The sequence below is a fragment of the Gemmatimonadota bacterium genome (assembly GCA_026706845.1).
In the GTDB taxonomy this organism is placed as follows: Bacteria; Latescibacterota; UBA2968; order UBA2968; family UBA2968; genus VXRD01.
The window spans coordinates 30,132-43,743 of record JAPOXY010000240.1; the positions used below are offsets into that span (position 1 = coordinate 30,132).

Consider the following 13,612-nt stretch of genomic DNA (forward strand, 5'->3'; position numbering starts at 1 on the left):
CATCAGAGAGTGCCCAGATTACGCGCACGCCTTCGCAAAATCTTCGATCGTTCTGGTGATAATATGCCAGTGCGGGATCTCGCGGCTCATTGCCACCCATCAGGGGGGCAGAGGTGTCACAAGTTTCGTCGCACAGTATTTCGGGTGTGCGGTCGAGCCTGAAACCGTATCCTACAATTTGATTCAGATACCACACGAGTTGGGGATGGATCAATAAATCGCGGAATGGTTCGCGCAAATCGCCTTCCCAGCCGAGCATGCCCTCGGGCGATCCGGCCCGATTAATCGCGTCGTTTAACCGCACGACTTCGGGGCGGGTCAGGACTCCTGGCACATGCAAATAACCCGTTAAATCAAAGGCGTAATTCTCTTCGTTTGTCATGGTTTCCCGGTCCATGTCAGCCTCCTTGACCTCAATATACCTGTTTACCTGCCAATATGCAGGCATGAATGTGGCGGTTTATTCATGAAAAGCTCAAATTGCTGGAAAAAACAAGTATAAAATGTAGTCCCTATTGACCGATTGCTTGACGCATTTGATTTGGCTCTGTAAATTGCGCCTGTTCTTTCTCTAATGCTTGCTTTATTCGGATCACTGAAATTTTTCTGCTGTGAGTAATGAAAGGCATTATAATGGCAAAGTCGCGTCCCAATATTGTGCTTGTGATGTGCGACCAGATGCGCTGGGATGCGGCTGGTTTTGCGGGTAGTTCTGTTGTTCATACGCCCCATCTGGATCGTCTATCCGAGGGTGGCGTGTGCTTTGAAAATGCCTATTGCGCTTCTCCTGTTTGTTCGCCTGCTCGGGCGAGTTGGTTGACCGGATGCTATCCCCATGCTCATCTGCAATTGCGAAATTACGGGCCAAAACGAGGAAAAGACTGGGGGAGTTATCTGCCGCATGACCGCGTTACAATGGGCGATGTTTTGAAACGCGCGGGATATCGCTGTGGCATGGTCGGTCCCTGGCATCTGGGCGATGACCATGCGCCACAGCACGGGTTTGAGGATTTTTGGCAGACTTATCGATATCTGGGCGACGAATATACAGATCCCCTTTTCGATTATTTTGAACGCGGGGGAATACCCAATATTTACAGCGATGAGGCGGCCGTCACCCAGTACGGAAATATACTGGCATTTACGACACTTACAGATCCGCGACAGCAGCGTACGACCTGGACGGTTGACCGCGCGATTGATTTTTTGCGCCAGCAAGAGGATGACCCGTTTTTTCTTTTTTTGAGTGTTAAGGACCCGCATCCCCTCATCGTTATTCCGCCAGAATTGCTCGAACACTATCCGGTAGATCAAATGCCTCTGCCGGATTCTCTGCGAGACCCACTTGAGGGTAAACCGCATTTTCAGACTCGCGTAAAATTTCGCATGCCCGACACGGTAACAGATCGGCAATTCCGCGAGATGATGGCGTACTATTACGCCCTGATCACCCATATTGATGCGCAGGTTGGTCGTCTGATCGGCGTTCTCGAAGATCAGAATATGCGCGATAATACGCTCGTGGTTTTTATGAGCGACCACGGCGAACTGCTCGGCGATCATGGTTACACAGAAAAGTGCCTGATGTACGAAGCCTCGGTCAGAGTTCCTTGCCTGCTTTCGTGGCCGCGCGCGCTCCCAACGGGTTTGCGCGTGACGACCCCGCTTGCCGGTGTTGATTTAATGCCGACTTTGCTCGATCTGGCAAGCGAGATACTGCCCGAGAAAATCGATGGTCGTTCCGTTGCAGACGCGATTCTGAATGGGCGGCAACCCGAACCGCAGCCCATTTTTGCGGAGATCGCCAGCCAGGAGGCCGTTTATTGGGGGTCAACAGAAAGAGAGCAGTTTGCCGCGCATGTGATGAATCTCGATGGTCGCTGGAAGTATATTCGCAATCGTTTTGATATCGACGAGTTGTACGATTTGGAGACAGATCCGGGCGAAATGCAAAATCTCGCGCAGCTTTCCGAATATCAACCGCGCATTATAGCTATGCGCCAGCAAATCGCCGAGATGATTTGCCATACAGGTCCCGGTCCTTACGATTGGTGTTTGTAAGTGCAGGTAGCGTGCGAAAAGGAGAACTAATAATATGGAAGAATCAACAGGTCTTGCAGAGAACGGTGCCATTCCATTTGAGGTGTTTGCGAATTTCGAGCGGCTTGAGGATGTCAATCCCATTATTGCCTGCGAGCCGCCAGAGTGGGCCGCTGCAGCCCATGCGTTTGTGATGGATGATACGGTGCACTATTTGTGGGGGAGGAGAAAAGAGGGCAACTATTGGATTTTGATGCATAGCACGGCTCCGGTGAAAGATCCCGCAAAGATCGCGCACGATCCGCGCAATCCCGTGCTTTTGCCTTCGAGAGAGGGGTTTGACGATTATACTATCGAATATCCTTTTCCGTTTTGGAATCCCGCCGATGGCAGGTTCTATGTTTATTATTTGGGGCGACGACAAAAGCCGCCAAAGCAGACGGGTTTATTGGTGGGGGATGGTGATTTTGGCAAATGGACGCGCGTTTGCCAGACGCCTGTGATTGCCTCAGATACCGCGCACGAGCGGCAGGGTTCGTCGCATCCCTCGGTTGTGGTTGTAGATGATACCATACATATCATTTATACGGGGGAATCGGCAGATCCGCCGACCTTATGCCACGCGACTGCGCCGACAAGCGACCCCGAGGCTGTTACCAAAGATCCCGCCAATCCCATTTTTAAGGGTAGCGGAGAAATGTGGGATAGTTGTGGTGTCCGGGAGGCTGAGATTTTTAAGGGTCCACAGTATTTCCATCTCTTTTACGGGGGTTCCGATGGCGAGGCATGGCGGATTGGACATGTGCGGACGCGCGATTTTCGCACCTTTGAACCCAATCCGCACAATCCAATTTTTTCGCCCTCGCCAGATCCCGATGCATGGGACTGCGATGGGATACTAACGCCTCAGGTGATTGAAATCGACAACCGCTACTACATGGTTTATGCGGGTATGAGAGGGAGGGAGTGGCAGACGGGTCTCGCGGTAATGCGATCTCTATGACTCAGTCTTTCAGAACGCGATTGGGCGTGTACTGGTTTGTGTAGTGACGCATGTTTCCCGTGGCGTTGTTTTGTTTGATGGCGTCAGCGGGGAAGGTATGGAGAAACCAGTTGTTGTAGATTTCAGCGCTTTCCTGGGGGATACCGCGAATGACTACGGCGGGTACACCAGTGGCGCGAAAGGTGTTGTGGTGGATTAACATGAGATCGCCGGCGATGTGCGTATCGTCACCTCGATCTCGGCCGCCGTGCATGTCAAAGCTGTGGCTGTTGGCGTTTTCCAGAATCAGATTGTAACGAGCCTCATAGCTGGTGCCGGGCCTGCCAGTGCCTGCAATGTGGTGGCGGCACCAGTCGAACAAATTGGCTTCGATAAGGGCGTTGGACTGGTCCAGCACCACGCCGTAGCCCAGGCCATAGCGCTGGTTGCGGTGAAAGTAGTTGTGATGGACGTGGTTGTCCGTCGAGCCAGCTCGCAGGAAGATCGCGGCGTGGCTCCAGCCCCAGAGTTCGCAGTTATCGACTTCGAGGTTGGGGTATTCGGTCTGGATGGCGCGAGAGTTGGGGATGCTGTAGTAGCGTCCTTCTGCGTGGAGTTGTCTCATCTGCTCGGTGCGCCTGAGGGTGTCCGGTCCCTGGAAGCGAAGGCCAGTGATACGGACGTTGGGTCCGGCGGCGATAAAGAGAGGTATGGTTTCGAGTTGTTTGGAGTAGAGCAGGGCACCCTGGGAGCCGGGTTTGCCCCGGCCGCTGGCGAGCGTGATGCCCCCGCGTATGGCGATGTTCTGGTGTCCGGTCAGGTCGATTCTGACGGTATCTACTATATAGACTATCTGGTTAGTACCGGCGAACTCGAGGGCGTCGAGCAGTTCCATGCGGTTTGTGACCAGGTATTCGGATGGGTCAACCAGGCGGTTATAACCCTCGCCTCCGCCAATGGGATTGCCGGTGGGGTTGATGTCGGCACCGAATTTGTCATCTGAAAGCAGGGGTCTTTCCTGCTGACCATTGCCCTCTGAGGAAGGATCGGGGGTGAGTGGCTTTTCTTTGCCAGAACAGGCGAGCAGAAGGAGCAGTGCGATGAGATATCTAAGCGTTCCTGACATGTCAATCTCCTTCTTTATTTCAGAATGATTCGTCGGTGAAAAACTACGGCAATTCATTTAATTGATCAAGTCGAATAGAGGTCCAACCAACATGGGACCACTCACAAGAAAGGAGTTCGCAATGCGCGATATTGTGGTCTTTAGCGGGAACGCACATCCTCAATTGGCAGAGCATATATGCCAGTATCTGAGCGTGTCCCTTAGTCAGAGCACGATTAACCGCTTCAGTAACGATTGCATTCAGGTGCAGTTGAACGCCAATTGTCGGGAGGCCGATGTCTTCCTGATCCAGCCTCTTGTGCCACCTGTACAGGACCATCTCATGGAACTCCTGCAGATGCTGGACGCGGCACGCGGGGCATCGGCTGCCCGTACGACAGCCGTTATTCCATACTACAGTTACGCGCGGTCAGATAAAAAGGATGCGCCTCGCATTTCGATTGCAGGGAGACTGGTGGCAGATTTGATTGATACGGCAGGTGCAAATCGGGTGCTTACGATGACCCTTCACGCGCCGCAGGTGCATGGATTTTTTCGCATTCCCGTCGATCATCTCAATGCCCTCCATGTGTTGGCGAGATATTTTCGGGGCAAAGACCTGGCGGATACTGTCGTTGTTTCGCCCGATCTTGGAGGCGCAAAGGAGGCAACGCATTTTGCCCGTCTGCTCAAGTTGCCCGTAGCTGCCGGAATCAAACGCCGCATCAGTGATGAAAAAGTCGTGATTGATTCAATTGTCGGCGATGTAGAGGGGAAGAAGGTGATTGTTCTGGACGAAGAGATAGCCACGGGGGGAACACTTGTGGAACTTATTGATCGCCTTCGAGAGCGCGGCGTTAATCACATCACGGTATCCTGCACACATGGACTTTTTACGGGACAGGCTCTGCCGCGTTTGGGTGCAATTGCAGAGGTGAAGGAATTGGTGACGACAGATACAGTTCCACTTTCTTCACAGAGCCAATGTCCTCCCAATCTGACCACCCTATCCGTGGCACCTCTCTTGGGTGAGGCGATCCGCAGGATACACCACGGGGAATCAGTTAGCAGTCTATTCACGGCTCCAGATTGGATCGTGGATACGGGATAGAGGTTTTTGGTCCATTAAGTCGCAGGAGCGGTATCGGTTAATGGGGGAATTCGAAGATCACCGATCTTTTGTTGCGCGTGCCAGAGGTCGTATTGCAGTTGCAAATTCATCCAGAAGACGGGTGTTGTCCGAAATGCTTTGCTCAACCGAATCGCCATTTCTGGACTTACTCCGGCTTTGCCATTGACGAGCTCCGAAACGGTCTTTCGCGCCACGCCAAGTGTATGGGCTACTTCTGTCACGGTCAAGTTTAGCGGTACTAAACACAGTTCTTTTAAAATTTCACCTGGATGAGCCGGATTGTACATTTCCATAAATATGTTCCTCAGTGATAGTCCACGAGATCCACATCAAATACGACGCCATCTTCAATTCTGAAAACGACCCGCCAATTGCCACTCACTGAAACCGCCCAGAATCCCTTTCGACGACCTCGCAAGGGATGAAGGCGTAGCCCCGGAAGATTCACGTCCCGAATTGTCAATGCCTGGTTCAGTGCCGTTAGAATCAATCGCAACCGTTTGGCTTGAGCAGGTTGAATGCCGGAAGTGTTTCCCGTTCTAAAAAATAGTTCTAAACCTTTATGCCGAAATTTCTCAATCATTTGTAATGTAACCTGTAACGTGTCAGGTGTCAAATCATATATAGGCGATGAACGATTACCATGCAATTTTCATGCCACTTGCAAAAAGCTTAAAATTACGGCATTTTTAACTCCTGTACAAAGATAGGCTGAACATGCCGTTCAATTCCAACGCTTCAGTCTGTAAATTCTGTTCACGGATAGATTAACTATGAAAAAGAACGCGGTTGTCTTACTCAGTGGTGGTTTGGATTCTACTACAACGCTGGCCATTGCGACAGACAAAGGGTACGCGTGTTATGCGCTCACTTTTTGTTATGGGCAACGACACGAAACTGAACTCGAATGTGCGAAAAAAATTGCCGCTCATTTTGGCGTGCGAGATCACGTTATTGCCAATATTGATTCGCGTGCTTTTGGTGGTTCGGCACTAACCGACGATATCGATGTGCCCAAAAATCGAGACGAGAGCGAAATGTCCGACGGTATCCCGGTCACTTATGTCCCCGCTCGCAATACGATTTTTCTTTCTTACGCGCTTGCAATGGCTGAATCTCTCGATATCCGCGATATTTTTATTGGCGTCAATGCCATAGATTATAGCGGTTATCCCGATTGCCGCCCCGAATATATTGCCGCCTTTCAGGCTATGGCGAATCTCGCCACCAAAGCCGGTGTTGAAGGGGATACATTCACGATCCACACGCCGCTTATTGATCTGACCAAAGTTGAGATTATCAAACGGGGATTAGAACTCGGTGTTGATTACGCTATGACCTGTACCTGTTACGATCCCGATACAGAAGGTCGCGCGTGCGGGCAGTGCGACGCCTGCTTGTTGCGCTTGCAGGGTTTTGCTCAGAATGGTATGAAAGATCCGGTGGCTTATCGGTAGGAGGTGGTTTTTCATTGCCGCAATGTACGCTTGCTAAATTTATGCGGATTTACGATCTTACAAAGTAGTTATCTCATTCACCTTCAAAGAATTGTGTTTATGCCTCCTCTTTCTCTCGATCAACTCATTGCCGATTATTGCGATCAAAACGCACACTCGCAACGTCTTTTTAAACGCGCACAAGAAGTTTTGCCCGGTGGCAATACGCGCACCGGTGTTTTTGTCAATCCCTTCCCAATTTACGCTGACCGGGGTGAGGGTGTTTATATCGATGATGTCGATGGCAACCGCCGTCTCGACTTCGTCAACAACGCCACCGCCCTCATTCTTGGTCACGCTCATCCCGCTGTGGGCGATGCTCTGCGCGAGCGCATCAGTAGTGGCACGGCCTTTTTTGGTCCTACCCAACTCGAAATCGAATGGGCAGAACTCCTGCGCGAGCGCGTTCCTTCTCTCGAACATCTGCGCTTTTGTAGTTCTGGTACCGAGTCTGTAGGCAATGCGCTGCGCGTTGCTCGCGCTTTTACGGGGCGTCAAAAAATTGCCAAATTTGAAGGTGCGTATCACGGTATTGACGATCCGGCTCTCATAAGCTATGTGCCTCCTGTTACTCCCGACCTCGGTCCTGAAGACGCGCCTCATTCGGTGCTTTCTTCTGCCGGTCTTGCACCCGCAACGGCTGAAAATGTCCTCGTTTTGCCCTTTAACAATGCACGCGCTTGTGAACATCTCATTCGCCAACACGCCGAAGAACTCGCCTGCGTCATTATTGATCCGCTTTCTACGGCTGCTGGTATGGCGTTGCCGGATCTCGAGTTTCTCACGCTTTTGCGCGATGTGACGCGGGAACTCAGTATTCTCCTTATTTTTGATGAAATTGTCAGTTTTCGAATGACGTCGGGTGGTACACAGGCGGCGTACAATATCACGCCCGATTTGACCTGCCTGGCGAAGGTCATTGCTGGCGGTACCCCGGCAGGTGCTTTTGGCGGTCGCAAAGATGTGATGGCTCTGTATGATCCCACTTCTGGTTCGCCTGCGATTCCTCAATCTGGTACGTACAATGGCAATCCGCTCGTCGCTATCGCTGGTCTTATGACTCTTAAAACCATGGACTCAGATGCATATCGCCACATTGACTCGCTTACCGAATATATTGCCGCTGGTCTCAAGGACGCTTTTAAAAGTGCCGATATCCCGGCGACTATTGTCACTGCTGGCTCGCTTTTTCGCATCTACTTTCTCGACTATACACCTGCCAACTATCGCCAGGCCGCACGAGATAGTGGCGAAAAACACCGCTGGCTCTATTTCTATCTTTTGAACCACGGCATTGTCATCCGTCAAGGTGGCTGCGTTTCTCTTCCTATGACGAGCAAACACGCCGATGATTTGATCAACTGCGTGCGTGAGGGCTTGCGCGTTTGGCCCTATTAATTTCAAAATAAATGTCTGTATCTATACCAGATGGCCTCGTTGTCCTTACCTTTGATGACGGTGTCAAATCGCAACATACCTTTGCCGCACCCATCTTGCGCGAATGCGGGTTCAATGCCACTTTCTATATCACAGAGGGCTTGAACTTTCTCGCGGATAAAACGCGCTATCTCACCTGGGAAGAAGTGCGCGAATTACACGATCTGGGCTTTGAAATTGGGAATCATACGCGGCAACACAAAAGCGTTGCCAACCAATCACGGGAGGAACTTTTATCCGATATCCGCTATATTGATCGGCAATGCGACCGCTACGGTATCCCGATTCCCACCACATTTTGCTACCCCGGCTACACCAATACTCCCGAAGCTGTTGATGTACTCAAAGAACGCGGTTTTACTTATGCCCGACGTGGCACTACACCCGAATATCCTTATGATAGGGAAGGTGGTCGCGGCCCGGCCTATAATCCCGAGCAACACGATCCGCTTCTCATTCCTACCACGGGCGCGTCGGGACCGCACTGGCACTTTGACGATTTCTTGTGGTCGCTTGAGCAGGCTCAAAACGGTTGTGCCACAGTTCTCACTTTTCACGGAGTACCCGATCTCGATCATCCATGGGTGCATACCGAACCCGCATTTTTTGAACGCTGTATGCGGCATCTCACAGATAATGGACACAGGGTAATCGCCCTGCACGATCTCACAAACTATATTGCTATGGAGTCCTGATATGGTCGCCCCTCTTCCCCTTATTGCCTACGACACGCTTGCAGAACAAACCGAAGCCCTGTATCGCGATGGCTATGCATATCTGCCAGGTGTATTGACGTCCGATCAAGTGGCAAAACTCCGCGATCACATGGATGCGCTTACACCGATCTCGGAAAGTTTTGACAAAAATGGTCGCCCTGAAGACATTGGTTTTATCAATAAACACATCAACAATGCATTCAACCGGCACAGTCATTTTCTGCAATTTCTCGACCGTCCCGGTGTGATTGAGCTCGCTGAAGCTATACATGGCGACGATTGTCACTGCATTGGCATGACTGCATGGATGACGGGTCCCGGGCGCCCTGACCAGAATCTCCATACTGACTGGCTCCCCTTGAGTCTGCCTGCGGATATACTTGAGGATTCCCGGGTACGCATCCCCATTTTTATTACTACGGCGCATTTCTATCTCGACGATATTACCGAAGCCCTTGGTCCCACTAATTTTATTCCCGGTAGCCACCTTTCGGGCAGAAGCCCCGATGGCGATACATCCTGGAAAGGGCAGACTGAAAAGTCCATTATGTGCAATGCTGGCGATGTGGTCATTTTCCGCAGTGAGGTCTGGCATCGCGGTACGGCCAATACCAGTGATAAAACGCGCTTTTTGCTTCAAGTCCACTATGCGAAACGCATGATTACGCAAAAATATCCGCCCTATCTCAACCGGTTTCAGTTTGATCCCGAAATTATCGAGCAGGCGACCACGCGCCAGCGCCGCCTGATGGGTGATCACAAAAGCAGCAATTACGATTGAGGAGTACACTGTGAGTTTCCTGATAGGATATTACCTGTGGTTAAAAGTTGTACATCTCATCGCTATCATCGGCTGGATGGTCGGTATTTTGTATTTGCCGCGGCTATTTGCCTATCACGCCGATGCCTCTGCTGATACAGATGCGGTGTTTCAACAGATGGAATACAATCTTATGCGGCTTCTACTTATGCCCTGTATGATTGTGGTTTTTATTACGGGCATTCTTTTAATTGTTGCAACGGAGAGCCTGGCGAGTGGGTGGCTTCATACCAAAATTCTACTCGTGCTCATGCTCGCCGGATTGCACGGTATGATGTCGCGCCAGCGCAAGAATTTTCAACGCGGCGAAAATACCAGAAGTGCGGCTTACTTTCGCACATTTAGCCACGTCACAACGCTTATTGTGGTCCTCGTTGTCGCGCTGGCTGTTCTGAAACCTTTTTAGTGTCCTTTTGAGTGGGAGTGAACATGGCAAACGACGAATTTGTGATTCCGAGACGATTGATCAATTCGGACCGGGAAGAAACACCGAGGTCCTTGCTGGACCTGATTGAACAGGGGCCATTTGATTTGGACACGGCGGCGTGGTGGATGTCGCATGTGACGAATGGGGCATCGTGGATCGTGGGGTCGGGTCCGGGCGGAATCGGGAAATCGACGACGATGCGTTCCTTTCTGAGCGTTGTACCCGGGGACCGGGCATTTGCGATTGCGATGCCGGGGGAGATCCCGCCGCTCGCAGATCAGAAACGCTGCACGATTGCGCTCGAGTTGAGCGATCATCGGCCGCCCGGCTACCTTTGGGACCAGGACCTGCGTGACTTCTTCGACCTATCGAAGGCGGGACATCAGCTTGTGGGGAACGTCCATGCTGATACGTTGGAAGAGACGCGTGAACAGATCGTCGGGGCGTGCAGCGTTCCCGAGGAACAGTTCCATCACATCAATATCATTGCATTCGTCTGGTTGGAAGGTTATGAACGCGGAAACAGCCGGCGGATCAGGGATCAGACGTCGCGGCGGTTTTTGACAAGCGTACACTACACCGATGGTTCAGGTGCCCACGAGCAAGTCTATTCGGAAGGATCGGGACTCTCGCCCAACGCACCGAGAGATGTGGCGCACGAAGCAAAGTGCCGAGCTTTTTTGGAGGAGGCATTGGGAGAAGCGTCGCGGGATATAGATGAATTGAGAGAGCGATATCTGGCCTGGGATTAGGAATAGTGGATTCCCTGCGCTGCCTAAGTGGCTGGAGGCGATTTACCGCCAGGTCTGGATCTGCTCCAGCCAGCCTTCCAGGGTGTAGCTCGGGTCGCCTATTTCCTCTGGCCGGAGGCACGATAGATCGGTGCGGTGTATGGGCCGGATGCCGAGGTCGGGAAGGGTGGCGCCGCGCTGGTGGAGGTCGGTGCCGTAGAGTTTTTCCAGGACGATGCCATTGGCGTCGCACCAGTCGCCCGAGTTGAGGGTGGGCAGGCTCTCTTCGGGGTCGAAACCGGGGGCACCGAGGTGGCGGTGGATCCATTTTAGGGCGACGGTGTATCCGAAGTAGGGTCGATGACCTCCCGCCGGTTCGAACCAGCACGCGATGTGGCTGTCTGGGAAATTCGGCGCTGCGCAGGTCACGGTGTTCCGGGTACCTTCCCACGCGGCACCGTCTCCCTCTGTGTCGATGATGACGTCGGCGTCGCCGTTGAGAATGAGGACGGCGCAGTGGGGCGCAGATAGGGAGAGGAATTCCGGCCAGGTACAGAGGGTGCGCAGGCGCTGATTCGGGACGCGGGTGCAGAACTTGCCGGTGACCGTCATGGTGTCACACAGTGCCCAACCTGAGACCAGGGCCAGCTTGAGGCGGGTGTCGAGGGCCAGCATCCAGGAGGCCTTGGCACCACCGAGGGAGTTCCCCGCCACACCGACGCGCTCCTGGTCAATGTCGCTCCGGGTGAAGAGGAAATCGATGCCCCGCATCGTGTCGAAGACGAGCTTGCCCATGATGAGCCGGCCAGCATCATCAGCGCAGGTGTGGACTTCTTCAGGATCGTGTGCCCGGGTACCCAGGTCGCCGCAGATGTGCCGCTCTTCTTCTCCCACTGGGTCCAGAACCAGGCAGGCCAGCCCGAGTTTGGCGTAGAGTTGGGGGATGTAGGTGTACTGCCACTGGCTTTTGCTGCCGCCGTGGCCGCAGGTGATTACGATGGAGGGCATAGGTGCGGTGGGGTGTGCGGGTCGATAGAGTACGGAGGGGACGCGGGAACCGGGTTCGCTCGTCCAGATCCATTTTTCGACGACGATTCCATCCCGTTCGATCTGTCCGCGGGACTCCGGAGCCAGGTCGCAGCGGGCGGCGGGGATGCCCAGGAGGTCGTGCAGGGCGCGGCGCAGGGATTCGGTTTTCATGGGAATGTCTTTGGTAGGGTAGCGGGGGGACGGCGTGCCGTGGAACGGTGAAGGGCCAGCCTGTAGATAGGCTTAAAAGAATGGTGGAGGCGGCGGGAATCGAACCCGCGTCCGAAAGCAGTTTGATAACGGCATCTACGTGTGTAGTCTATTCACTTAGGATCTCGCACCTCGCGCCCCAACAGACAGGGTCGCTGAGATGCCAACTCGATGGTTGGGGCTGTGGCCCACTCTCATCCGGAGGCCCTCGAGCGGAAACCCCCGCACCAGCCTGCTCTCGTCGGCGCTCTGCCCAGACCACGCAGGCAAGGTCTGAGAGAACGGACTGCGTAACGGTTAGTTAGGCAGCCATTGCGTACGTGTTATCGTCCGCAGTTGCGTTTTTTCCCAATTGTTTTACGAGGTGATTGGGTACCTCGACACGCAGCTATTATCTCTCCACCCCCGTCGAAGCCGTGTCGCCCCCAGCACGTTTAAAAATATATCTAAGTTAATCCTTTCCGTCAAGCGGTCCACAGCCTAATTCTCCCTGAACCACTCTATTGTCTGTCGCAATCCCTGCTCTGGCGTCACTTTGGGTTCCCATCCCAGGAGTTTTTTGGCCAGGGTGATATCGGGTTGTCGCATTTGAGGATCGTCGCCGATTTGTGCATTGGGCATGAGCGCGATTTCGCTTTTGCTCTCGGTTAGTTCAATAATCTTTTTTGCCAGATCTAACATCGATGTTTCACTCGATGGATTGCCGATGTTTACGGGCGCATGATAATCCGTGTGCATCAATCGATAGATCCCCTCAATCAGGTCTGAAACATAACAGATACTGCGCGTTTGACTGCCGTCGCCATATACTTTCAGTGGTTCATCTGCCAGTGCCCGATTGACAAAATTGGGAATGGCTCGTCCATCGTTTTTGCGCATGCGGGGGCCATAGGTATTAAAAATCCGCACAATCCGCGTATCGATCCCGCTTTCGCGGTGATAGGCCATTGTCATGGCTTCGGCAAAGCGCTTGGCTTCGTCATAGACGCCACGCACGCCCAGTGTATTGACATTGCCCAAATACGATTCTGGCTGCGGATGTACCAGCGGATCGCCGTAAATTTCGGATGTTGAGGCCAAAAAAAACTTCGCTTTTTTTGCACGCGCCACACCGAGCGCGTTGTGCGTACCGTGCGCGCCCACTTTCAGGATGCGAATGGGATAGCGCGAAAAATCATCGGGGCTGGCCGGGCTGGCAAAATGCAATACATAATCCAGTGGCTCCTTCACATAGATGTATTGCGTCACATCGTGTTTGATAAATGTAAAACCATTCTGACCAAACAGGTGTGCGATATTTTTTGCACGTCCGGTCAACAGGTTATCCATGACAATTAGTTCGTGCCCTTCATCCAGCAATCGGTCACACAAATGCGATCCCAAAAACCCCGCGCCACCTGTTAGTAAAATACGCATATAATCCCTGTTACAGTTTAAAGACGTGATCTTTCTTTCCAGATACGGCCTGCGTGGCATTGCGCGTATCG

15 protein-coding genes and 1 other RNA gene are annotated in these 13,612 nt (G+C 52.6%); 9 read left to right on the plus strand and 7 right to left on the minus strand.

Features of this window, described 5'->3' with window-relative positions; genetic code table 11:
- Window positions 1-397: hypothetical protein (locus OXG87_21205; protein MCY3872074.1), on the minus strand; the 397-nt coding region annotated here is incomplete at its 3' end.
- A 236-nt stretch (window positions 398-633) separates the two neighbouring features.
- Between OXG87_21205 and OXG87_21210 the strand changes: the two genes are divergently transcribed.
- Window positions 634-2,061, plus strand: coding sequence for a sulfatase-like hydrolase/transferase (locus OXG87_21210; protein MCY3872075.1), 1,428 nt, complete (start codon window positions 634-636; stop codon window positions 2,059-2,061).
- A gap of 34 nt (window positions 2,062-2,095) precedes the next feature.
- Window positions 2,096-3,043 carry a hypothetical protein gene (locus OXG87_21215; protein ID MCY3872076.1) on the plus strand — a complete coding sequence of 316 codons (948 nt, stop codon included), beginning with the start codon at window positions 2,096-2,098 and terminating at the stop codon, window positions 3,041-3,043.
- Between the two features lies 1 nt (window position 3,044).
- Here OXG87_21215 and OXG87_21220 read toward each other — a convergent pair whose 3' ends face one another.
- Window positions 3,045-4,148 carry a hypothetical protein gene (locus OXG87_21220; GenBank protein MCY3872077.1) on the minus strand — a complete coding sequence of 368 codons (1,104 nt, stop codon included), beginning with the start codon at window positions 4,146-4,148 and terminating at the stop codon, window positions 3,045-3,047.
- Between the two features lie 121 nt (window positions 4,149-4,269).
- On the opposite strand from OXG87_21220, the gene OXG87_21225 reads away from it, so the two are divergent.
- Window positions 4,270-5,238, plus strand: a complete 969-nt coding sequence (locus OXG87_21225) for a ribose-phosphate diphosphokinase (GenBank protein MCY3872078.1) — start codon at window positions 4,270-4,272, stop codon at window positions 5,236-5,238.
- Window positions 5,239-5,252: 14 nt separating this feature from the next.
- On the opposite strand, the gene OXG87_21230 is transcribed toward OXG87_21225, so the two are convergent.
- Together OXG87_21230 and OXG87_21235 are read right to left on the minus strand one after the other, a co-directional pair.
- Window positions 5,253-5,552 (minus strand): HigA family addiction module antitoxin, encoded by a 300-nt coding sequence (locus OXG87_21230; protein ID MCY3872079.1) that lies wholly within the window; start codon window positions 5,550-5,552, stop codon window positions 5,253-5,255.
- Between the two features lie 11 nt (window positions 5,553-5,563).
- Window positions 5,564-5,842 carry a type II toxin-antitoxin system RelE/ParE family toxin gene (locus OXG87_21235; protein MCY3872080.1) on the minus strand — a complete coding sequence of 93 codons (279 nt, stop codon included), beginning with the start codon at window positions 5,840-5,842 and terminating at the stop codon, window positions 5,564-5,566.
- Window positions 5,843-6,032: 190 nt separating this feature from the next.
- Between OXG87_21235 and queC the strand changes: the two genes are divergently transcribed.
- The 6 genes from queC to OXG87_21265 all read left to right on the plus strand — a co-directional run bounded on the left by queC (window position 6,033) and on the right by OXG87_21265 (window position 10,907).
- Window positions 6,033-6,716 (plus strand): 7-cyano-7-deazaguanine synthase QueC, encoded by a 684-nt coding sequence (gene queC, locus OXG87_21240; protein MCY3872081.1) that lies wholly within the window; start codon window positions 6,033-6,035, stop codon window positions 6,714-6,716.
- Window positions 6,717-6,815: 99 nt separating this feature from the next.
- Window positions 6,816-8,153, plus strand: a complete 1,338-nt coding sequence (locus OXG87_21245) for an aspartate aminotransferase family protein (protein ID MCY3872082.1) — start codon at window positions 6,816-6,818, stop codon at window positions 8,151-8,153.
- An 11-nt stretch (window positions 8,154-8,164) separates the two neighbouring features.
- On the plus strand, window positions 8,165-8,887 hold the full coding sequence (locus OXG87_21250; GenBank protein ID MCY3872083.1) for a polysaccharide deacetylase family protein: 723 nt from the start codon (window positions 8,165-8,167) through the stop codon (window positions 8,885-8,887).
- A gap of 1 nt (window position 8,888) precedes the next feature.
- The gene (locus OXG87_21255; protein ID MCY3872084.1) at window positions 8,889-9,689 is read left to right on the plus strand and encodes a phytanoyl-CoA dioxygenase family protein; all 801 of its coding nucleotides are present in this window, start codon (window positions 8,889-8,891) and stop codon (window positions 9,687-9,689) included.
- 10 nt (window positions 9,690-9,699) lie between these two features.
- The gene (locus tag OXG87_21260) at window positions 9,700-10,134 is read left to right on the plus strand and encodes a CopD family protein (GenBank protein MCY3872085.1); all 435 of its coding nucleotides are present in this window, start codon (window positions 9,700-9,702) and stop codon (window positions 10,132-10,134) included.
- Between the two features lie 23 nt (window positions 10,135-10,157).
- Window positions 10,158-10,907 carry a hypothetical protein gene (locus OXG87_21265; GenBank protein ID MCY3872086.1) on the plus strand — a complete coding sequence of 250 codons (750 nt, stop codon included), beginning with the start codon at window positions 10,158-10,160 and terminating at the stop codon, window positions 10,905-10,907.
- Between the two features lie 42 nt (window positions 10,908-10,949).
- On the opposite strand, the gene OXG87_21270 is transcribed toward OXG87_21265, so the two are convergent.
- From OXG87_21270 to OXG87_21280, 3 genes are all read right to left on the minus strand, one after another.
- The gene (locus OXG87_21270) at window positions 10,950-12,086 is read right to left on the minus strand and encodes an acetylxylan esterase (GenBank protein MCY3872087.1); all 1,137 of its coding nucleotides are present in this window, start codon (window positions 12,084-12,086) and stop codon (window positions 10,950-10,952) included.
- Window positions 12,087-12,167: 81 nt separating this feature from the next.
- Window positions 12,168-12,552, minus strand: a transfer-messenger RNA (tmRNA) gene (gene ssrA / locus OXG87_21275).
- A 53-nt stretch (window positions 12,553-12,605) separates the two neighbouring features.
- On the minus strand, window positions 12,606-13,541 hold the full coding sequence (locus OXG87_21280; GenBank protein ID MCY3872088.1) for an SDR family oxidoreductase: 936 nt from the start codon (window positions 13,539-13,541) through the stop codon (window positions 12,606-12,608).
- Window positions 13,542-13,612: the final 71 nt, after the last annotated feature.

What these genes read in the sequence shown, in the direction of transcription:
- queC (MCY3872081.1), top strand. Translation starts at nt 6,033, where the DNA reads ATGAAAAAGAACGCGGTTGTCTTACTCAGTGGTGGTTTGGATTCTACT.
- OXG87_21220 (MCY3872077.1), bottom strand. Translation starts at nt 4,148, where the DNA reads ATGTCAGGAACGCTTAGATATCTCATCGCACTGCTCCTTCTGCTCGCC.
- OXG87_21270 (MCY3872087.1), bottom strand. Translation starts at nt 12,086, where the DNA reads ATGAAAACCGAATCCCTGCGCCGCGCCCTGCACGACCTCCTGGGCATC.
- OXG87_21225 (MCY3872078.1), top strand. Translation starts at nt 4,270, where the DNA reads ATGCGCGATATTGTGGTCTTTAGCGGGAACGCACATCCTCAATTGGCA.
- OXG87_21210 (MCY3872075.1), top strand. Translation starts at nt 634, where the DNA reads ATGGCAAAGTCGCGTCCCAATATTGTGCTTGTGATGTGCGACCAGATG.
- OXG87_21215 (MCY3872076.1), top strand. Translation starts at nt 2,096, where the DNA reads ATGGAAGAATCAACAGGTCTTGCAGAGAACGGTGCCATTCCATTTGAG.
- OXG87_21255 (MCY3872084.1), top strand. Translation starts at nt 8,889, where the DNA reads ATGGTCGCCCCTCTTCCCCTTATTGCCTACGACACGCTTGCAGAACAA.
- OXG87_21250 (MCY3872083.1), top strand. Translation starts at nt 8,165, where the DNA reads ATGTCTGTATCTATACCAGATGGCCTCGTTGTCCTTACCTTTGATGAC.
- OXG87_21280 (MCY3872088.1), bottom strand. Translation starts at nt 13,541, where the DNA reads ATGCGTATTTTACTAACAGGTGGCGCGGGGTTTTTGGGATCGCATTTG.
- OXG87_21245 (MCY3872082.1), top strand. Translation starts at nt 6,816, where the DNA reads ATGCCTCCTCTTTCTCTCGATCAACTCATTGCCGATTATTGCGATCAA.
- OXG87_21230 (MCY3872079.1), bottom strand. Translation starts at nt 5,552, where the DNA reads ATGGAAATGTACAATCCGGCTCATCCAGGTGAAATTTTAAAAGAACTG.
- OXG87_21235 (MCY3872080.1), bottom strand. Translation starts at nt 5,842, where the DNA reads ATGATTGAGAAATTTCGGCATAAAGGTTTAGAACTATTTTTTAGAACG.
- OXG87_21265 (MCY3872086.1), top strand. Translation starts at nt 10,158, where the DNA reads ATGGCAAACGACGAATTTGTGATTCCGAGACGATTGATCAATTCGGAC.